This is a genomic window from Rhodovarius sp., assembly GCF_040399605.1.
Classification (GTDB): domain Bacteria; phylum Pseudomonadota; class Alphaproteobacteria; order Acetobacterales; family Acetobacteraceae; genus Rhodovarius; species Rhodovarius crocodyli_A.
Genome location: NZ_JBBARU010000120.1, coordinates 1 through 6924, shown reverse-complemented (window position 1 = coordinate 6924; position 6924 = coordinate 1). Strand labels below are relative to the sequence as shown.

At 61.4% G+C, this 6924-nt stretch carries 6 protein-coding genes and 1 tRNA gene; 2 read left to right on the top strand and 5 right to left on the bottom strand.

Annotation, left to right across the window (positions count from 1 at the left end; genetic code table 11):
• Window positions 1-121 precede the first annotated feature (121 nt).
• A complete protein-coding gene (locus tag ABWP84_RS17755) occupies window positions 122-2632 on the top strand; it encodes a hypothetical protein (RefSeq protein ID WP_353213357.1) in 2511 nt (836 codons plus the stop codon).
• Between the two features lie 376 nt (window positions 2633-3008).
• Here the strand turns inward: ABWP84_RS17755 and ABWP84_RS17750 are convergent.
• The 5 genes from ABWP84_RS17750 to ABWP84_RS17730 all read right to left on the bottom strand — a co-directional run bounded on the left by ABWP84_RS17750 (window position 3009) and on the right by ABWP84_RS17730 (window position 6360).
• Window positions 3009-3085 (bottom strand) — tRNA-Met (locus ABWP84_RS17750).
• Window positions 3076-4173 carry a tRNA 2-thiouridine(34) synthase MnmA gene (gene mnmA, locus ABWP84_RS17745; protein WP_353213356.1) on the bottom strand — a complete coding sequence of 366 codons (1098 nt, stop codon included), beginning with the start codon at window positions 4171-4173 and terminating at the stop codon, window positions 3076-3078. Before mnmA ends, ABWP84_RS17750 begins: the two co-directional genes overlap by 10 nt.
• Window positions 4173-4853, bottom strand: coding sequence for a TenA family protein (locus ABWP84_RS17740; protein WP_353213355.1), 681 nt, complete (start codon window positions 4851-4853; stop codon window positions 4173-4175). Before ABWP84_RS17740 ends, mnmA begins: the two co-directional genes overlap by 1 nt.
• Complete coding sequence (locus tag ABWP84_RS17735; protein ID WP_353213354.1) at window positions 4846-5175, bottom strand: ferredoxin family 2Fe-2S iron-sulfur cluster binding protein; 330 nt, start codon at window positions 5173-5175, stop codon at window positions 4846-4848. Before ABWP84_RS17735 ends, ABWP84_RS17740 begins: the two co-directional genes overlap by 8 nt.
• Window positions 5176-5184: 9 nt before the next feature.
• Window positions 5185-6360, bottom strand: coding sequence for an aminotransferase class V-fold PLP-dependent enzyme (locus ABWP84_RS17730; protein ID WP_353213353.1), 1176 nt, complete (start codon window positions 6358-6360; stop codon window positions 5185-5187).
• Between the two features lie 327 nt (window positions 6361-6687).
• Here ABWP84_RS17730 and ABWP84_RS17725 point away from each other — a divergent pair, with 327 nt between their 5' ends.
• Entirely contained in the window at window positions 6688-6891 is a 204-nt protein-coding gene (locus ABWP84_RS17725) for a hypothetical protein (protein WP_353213352.1), read from the top strand.
• Window positions 6892-6924: the final 33 nt, after the last annotated feature.

Below are 6924 nucleotides of genomic sequence, written 5' to 3'. Positions count from 1 at the left end.
CGATCCAGTTATCGGAACCGAAACGCTGTAGCGAGAAACCGAGCCACCTCTCACCAATGGCACGCTCACGCGCGAAACCGTCGGCTGGACCATTTTCACAAGCTATCTCGGCGCCGCCAATGTGCCCGATACCTACAAGATTCCGGCCCAGTCCAAGCTGCTGGTGATGAACGCCTATAGCGAACAGCTCCTCAAGGATGGCAGCGCGAACCTGGCCCTCGCCGGTGGCAGCCCAACCGCCGCGATGACTGCGCTCTCCTTTCTCGACAGCGTGACCAACCAGGCGACAGCCGCCATTGCCATCGCCAATGTGGAGGCGGCGGTGCATTCGCTCACCATCGTGCCAGGCCAGAATTACTACCTCAGTGTCGGTATCGACACGGTCACGGGCACCGCAAACAACGACACCATCTACGGCATCAGCGACATCAACACCTTGACTCAGCTCGATACAATCGATGGCAACTCTGGCTTTGACACCCTCAATGTAACCGCGAACACAGCCATCACCTCCAATAATGTGACGGTCAAAAACATCGAGGCTGCTGTTCTGACCACTGCCAGCGATATCGATGTCGATACCACCGCATGGACGGGGCTTGAGGCACTGACCGTAACCTCTGTTGCGGTCAATAACCCGGCCCACATCGCCGCCGCCGCAACCACTGTGGTCAATGTCACCAACCTCTCCAACCAGATTTTGCGGATCGATGGCGGCGGCGGGGCCATGTTTGCTTCCAGCGATGGCCCTGTCGATATCGGCGGTCAGCCGATTGCAAACGCAATCACCTCGGCGACCATCAGCACCCCAAATGGCGGCAGCGTGAATGACAATTCCGGCCCAGCGGCGACATATGGCAAGACCCTCACCCAGGTTTCGATAAATGGGCAGCGCGGCCAGGGCACATTCGCCCTCACCGGTGACGCAATCTCCGCCGTCAACATGGCCAATAATGCCGGAGACCTGACCATCTCCGCCGCTGCGGGCACGCGCAGCCTAGCCTTGGGCCTCAACAACGTGACTGGCGGAGAATACTATGATGCCACCACCACCGCAGTGACCCTCACCTCCACCGGCACCGCCAATACACTGGTTCGCCTGCTCCCTGATGCGGCCGAGACGGTCACACTGTCAGGCGATACCCCACTGACGCTCAACTATACCAGTTTCAGCGCGGCCACCGATCTTACAGTGAATAACAGCGCGCTGGTGACGATCACTGACTATCACACGACCAACAGCTTGGCGTCGGTGACCATCACCGGTTCGGGCGGCTTCACGGCCGACCTATCCGGCCAGGGCGCGCAATTGACCAAGATCGACGCCTCGGCCTCCTCTGGCACCAATACCGTGACCATCAACACCACCGAAGCCTATCTGGGCGGTTCGGGTCTGGATATCGTGACGGCCAGAGCCGCGCCCACCGCAACAGTGGATGGCGGTGCCGGTGCGAATGACATTTTCGTCCTCGACGCTCCGGCCTTCTCCCTCGCCAATGTGGCGAATTTTGAGTCTCTGAGATTGGGGGAGAATGCCACAGGCACTTACAGCGCCAATGGTTTCTCCCACCTGATCGAAGGCAAACTCGCCGGCAACGTCACCTGGAATAACGTGGCCGCGGGCACCGATCTGACATTTGTCGCCAATGTTGGCATGGCCACCTTCTACAACCTGGCCACCGACACGAGCGCCGATCTGCTCAACATCACCCTGAAATCCTCCATGAGCGTCGATGCAGGCCCGGTCCTCACATCACCGATCGAGACCATCAACATCGCGCTGGTCGACACCGACACAACCAAGCAAGTCAATGCGATTACCATTTCTGATGCGGCGCTGAAGAGCATGACCATCACCGGCAATGCCGGCCTGACGCTGATCAACCCCTTTACCACCGTGATCTCCTCCTTGGATGCCTCGGCGGTGACCAACACGCAAGGCACCGCGGCAAGCGGCCTGTCCTGGACAACCGGTGCTCTCACCGTTGCCTCGGTGACCAAGGGCACCTCCACGGGCGGCGATGTGATCAATGCGGCGGCGGCGCTAGCCTCCGTCTCCATCACCGCATATGCCGGCACCAATACCATCACCGGTTCTTCGACCATCGCCAGCACCCTCACCGGTGGCAGCGGCAATGACACCATCAATGGTGGCTCGGGCAAGGATACCATCATCGGCGGCGGCGGTAGCGATGTGATCACCGCCGGCGCCGGCGCTGACAGCATCACCCTCTCCGGCTCCTCCAGCCAGATCGTGCAGAGTGCCGGTCACTCGGGCGCCAATACGACCGCGAGCGGGGTGGTCTCCGAACTCACCGGCACGTTTGATATCATTCGTGGGATTGCGGCGGGTGATACCCTCAAGGTGACGGGTGCCACCGCCTTGCGGGATTTGACGCTGACAGCTTCGAACCTGGCCGGTAGGGATGATTACGCCAGCTTCGCCCGCGGCACTTACGACGCCGCGGCCGGCACCTTCACCTATGCCGCCAATGGTGCAGATACCGCGCTCACCTATGATACGTCGAACGTCACTGCCCTCTACGAAACCATCATTCTGGTGGACTATGTCACCGCCAGCACCACGACCAGCGCCATTATCGGCTCTGATAGTGTGATCACCTTCGCCTGAGACAAAAACAAGCGCGAGAGGGCAAAGCCCGCGTAAAGCCCTTTCGCTCTTTTTCCTCTGCCATCAGCATTCTTCAGCAGCCTGGTGAGGCGGCGCAGGGCGAAAACACATCTCCCGCTCTCCCGGCAACGGTGCCGAGCCAGAATAGCCATCCTGCGGGAGTTCTCAGCAGCCCCTCACCGCCACCCGGCCGCTCAACGCCCCAAAAAGCCCGGCAAAACCCTGCAAAGCTGCCAGATGCGCCGCCTCATGCCGTCATCCGTTGTTGCAGCGCTGCCCAAATGATGGGAGGCAAGGAGACAAAAAACCAAGGGTTTACCGTGATGCGGGGGAGGGCGCCCGAAGGGCAGTAACCGTCTGATGTCAAGGAAAACTCTGGTAGTGGTGGGCGGACTTGAACCGCCGACCCCGGCATTATGAGTGCCGTGCTCTAACCAACTGAGCTACACCACCGCAGAGGCCGGGAGATAGGCTGCGGGAGCCTCGCTGTCAACGCGCGGCCGGCCCCTGATGAAGCCAGCCCCCAAGACACGCCCCTGCTCATACACCACACAGGCCTGGCCAGGTGCCGCCACCGCAGGGGTATCGGGGCGGACATGCAGCACATCGCCCTCCAGCCACAGGCTGGCAGGGTGGGGCGCCTCGCGCGCCCTTAGCTTGATATCGGCGCGGAATTCACCGCGGGCCGGCGTCACCAGCCAATTGAGTTCACCCACCATAATGGCCTCAGTGGCGGGCCTGGGGCCCACCACAACCCGCCTGCGCCCCGCATCCACCGAATGCACATAAAGCCGCTCAGCCGCCGCCACGCCAATGCCGCGCCCCTGCCCCACCGTGTAGCGGGCAATGCCGCGATGCTCGCCCAGCACCCGCCCCTGCCCATCCACAATCTCTCCGGGAGCCAGCGCCTCGGGGCGGAATTTCTGCACCACATCGGCATAGCTGCCGCTGGGCACAAAGCAGATATCCTGGCTATCGGGCTTTTCCGCCACCGCCACGCCCAGCCGCGCGGCATGGGCGCGCACCTCGGCCTTGCTGGCCATGCCACCCAGCGGGAACAGGGTGCGGGCCAATTGCGCCCTTGTGGTATGGGCCAGGAAATAACTCTGGTCGCGCGCCGGATCCGCCGCCATGTGCAATTCCGGCCCCGGCCGCGCCTGGGCGTAATGCCCGGTGGCCATCGCCTCGCAGCCCATATCCTCGGCCAATTCCAGCAAATCCTGGAATTTCACCGTCTGATTGCAGCGAATGCACGGAATGGGCGTTTCGCCACGGGCATAGGTATCGGCAAAATCCTGGATCACCGCCCGGCGAAACCGCTCCTCGCGGTCGAGCACGTAATGTGCGATGCCCAAATGGTCGGCCACCCGCCTGGCATCATGAATATCCTGCCCGGCACAGCAGGCGCCCTTCTTCTGGATCGCCGCACCATGATCATAAAGCTGCAGCGTGGCGCCGATCACTTCATGGCCCTGCTCATGCAGCAGCGCTGCCACCACCGAGCTGTCCACGCCGCCGGACATGGCGACCAGGATGCGCATCAGAGGATATCCAAGCCCTGCTGCCAGAAGCGGGCTTCCAACTGCGCGGCCATGCGAAAATCCCGCGCCAGCGTGGCAAAACGCGCCTCGCCGCCATGGCTGTCACCCAAGGCATCCAGCCGGGCCGCCGCCGCGCGGGCCATCGCCTGGTAATCCGCCGAGGCATAGGCCTCGATCCAGCTTTTATAGGTGTCCGCGCGGCCGGCATGGGCCATGATCCGCAGCGCCACCTCGCCATACCCCACCGTGCAGGGCGCCAGCGCCACCTCCAAATCCAGAATATCGCCATGCATGCCGCGATCCATCACCCAGCGGGTGTAGCTCACGGTCTCCATGGTCTCCGGCGTGGCCATCACCGCCGCCTCATCCAGCCCCCAATCCGCACAATATTTCAGGTGCAGCTTCGTCTCATCCAGAATGGCCAGCACCGCACCCGCCTTGCCGCGCATGGCCTCCAGGCTCTCACCCTTCACCACCGCCAACGCCTTGGCCCGGGCGAAATGAATCAGGAACAGATAATCCTGCACCAGGTAATGCCGAAACGCCGGCAAGGGCAGCGCGCCGGCGGCAAGCTGCTGCACGAAAGGGTGCCACGTATAGGCCGCCCAATCCGCCGCGCATGCATCACGCAGGCGGCGATACAGCCCGCCCTCGCGCCCGTAATTCTGCCAATCAGCCACCCGCGTTGCGCGTGCCAGCCGGCAGCTTCACCACCAGCCCATCCAACGCCGCGGTCATCACGATCTGGCAACCCAGCCGGCTGGTCTCCTGCAGATCGAAGGCGAGGTCGAGCATATCCTCCTCATCCTCGGTCGGCTTCACTAGCTTGGCGAACCACTCCCCATCCACCACCACATGGCAGGTGGAGCAGGCCAGGCTGCCCTCACAGGCGCCTTCAATATCCACACCATGGCGATGGGCGATTTCCAGCACGGAAAGCCCGAGCGGCGCCTCCACCTCACGGCGGCTGCCATCACGTTCAACAAATACCATCTTGGGCATCGATAAATCCTAATCGGCGGCTTGAGACTGGGCCACAACCTGACGCCAGGCCGCAACAAGCAGCAAGGCGGCCTGATCGGCTTCCGCCGGCGAGGTAAAACGCCCGAAGCCCATGCGCAAGGTGGCACGGGCCTGGCCCTGGGGAATTCCCAGCGCCGCCAGCACATAGGAAGGCTCAATCTCCGCCGAGGAACAGGCGCTGCCGGTGGAAACGCACAGGCCCGGCGCCGCCCGCATCAGCGCCTGGGCATCCACGCGCCCCGGGAAACTCAGATTGAGATTGCCCGCCACTCGGGCGGTGGCATGGCCGTTTAGCTGCAGCCCCTCAATCTCGGCCGATAGGGCATTGAAAAACCTATCCCGCTGCCCCGCAATCCGCCCCGCATCAAGCAAACCCTCGCTGGCAGCAATCCGCGCCGCCTCGCCCATGCCCACCAGCAGCGGCGCCGGCAGCGTGCCCGAACGCAAACCCCGCTCCTGCCCACCCCCGGAAAACAGCGGCGCCAGGCGCATCCGCGGCCGCCGCCGGACATACAACGCCCCCACCCCCTTGGGCCCATACATCTTATGCGCGGTGAGCGAGACCAGATCAGCCTGCACCGCATGCACATCCAGCGCGACCCGGCCCGGGGCCTGGGCCGCATCAATATGAAACGCCGCCCCCGCCGCACGCACCAAAACACCAATCGCAGCAAGATCCTGCGTCACGCCAATCTCATTATTCACCGCCATCACACTGACCAACACAGTGGGAACCCGCAGCGCCGCCTCCAACACCGCCAAATCCAGCAAACCATCGGACTGCACCGGCAAAATCACCGGCTCGAAACCCTCAGACGCCAGCGACTTCACGCTCTCCAACACACATTTATGCTCGGTGGCGAGGGTAATAACCCGCCGCTTCCCCTCCGCCCCAGCAAACCGCGCCGCACCCTTGATGGCGAGATTATTCGCCTCCGTCGCACCCGAGGTGAAAATAATCTCCCGCCCCTCAGCACCAATCAACGCAGCCACATGCTCCCGCGCACCCTCCACCGCCGCCTCGGCCTCACGACCCATGGCATGCTCTACACTATGAGGATTGGCGAAATTCTCCTCCCACCACGGACGCATGGCCGCAGCCACACGAGGGTCGAGCGGCGTGGTGGCATGGTGATCTAGGTAGATGGGACGATTGGGGCGCATGTGAGAGGTAAATGGGGGTTGGGGCGGGGTTGGGCAAGAATGAAGGTGGGGGCGGTGGCCCGGGGAGGGCGCTGCCCTCCCAAACCCTCCCGCAAAGGGCCGAAAGGCCCTTTGATCCCGGTAATTTTCTTAAACTCAATGGCGGTTGAGATAGGCCTTTTTAGGCTACCAGTTTTCAAAATTTAGCGAAATTTACACATTTCTCATATAATCTCAAAAATTTATTTTATGCGTATTATTTTAATATCCCGCTGATTTCAGGACAGATTAAAAATCGCGATCCCAGACCACAAATCTCATCTGATTTCCGTCCTCGAAATCGGCGCGATGACCGATCAACTCGGACAATCCGGTGATGACGGCGTCGGTGGCGTCATCAATGCAAACGTCCTTGGCCTCGACCGCGTCAATGCCCAGGAAAAACCCCAGGCATCGGGCAGCACCTTTGCGCTCAAAAATTTTGATGAAAATTCCTTCCGAGCCAATAAATCACTCACCAAAAATATAATATACCATATAATTTCTAATTAAATTAAAATTAAATACAGCCAATGACAATAAACA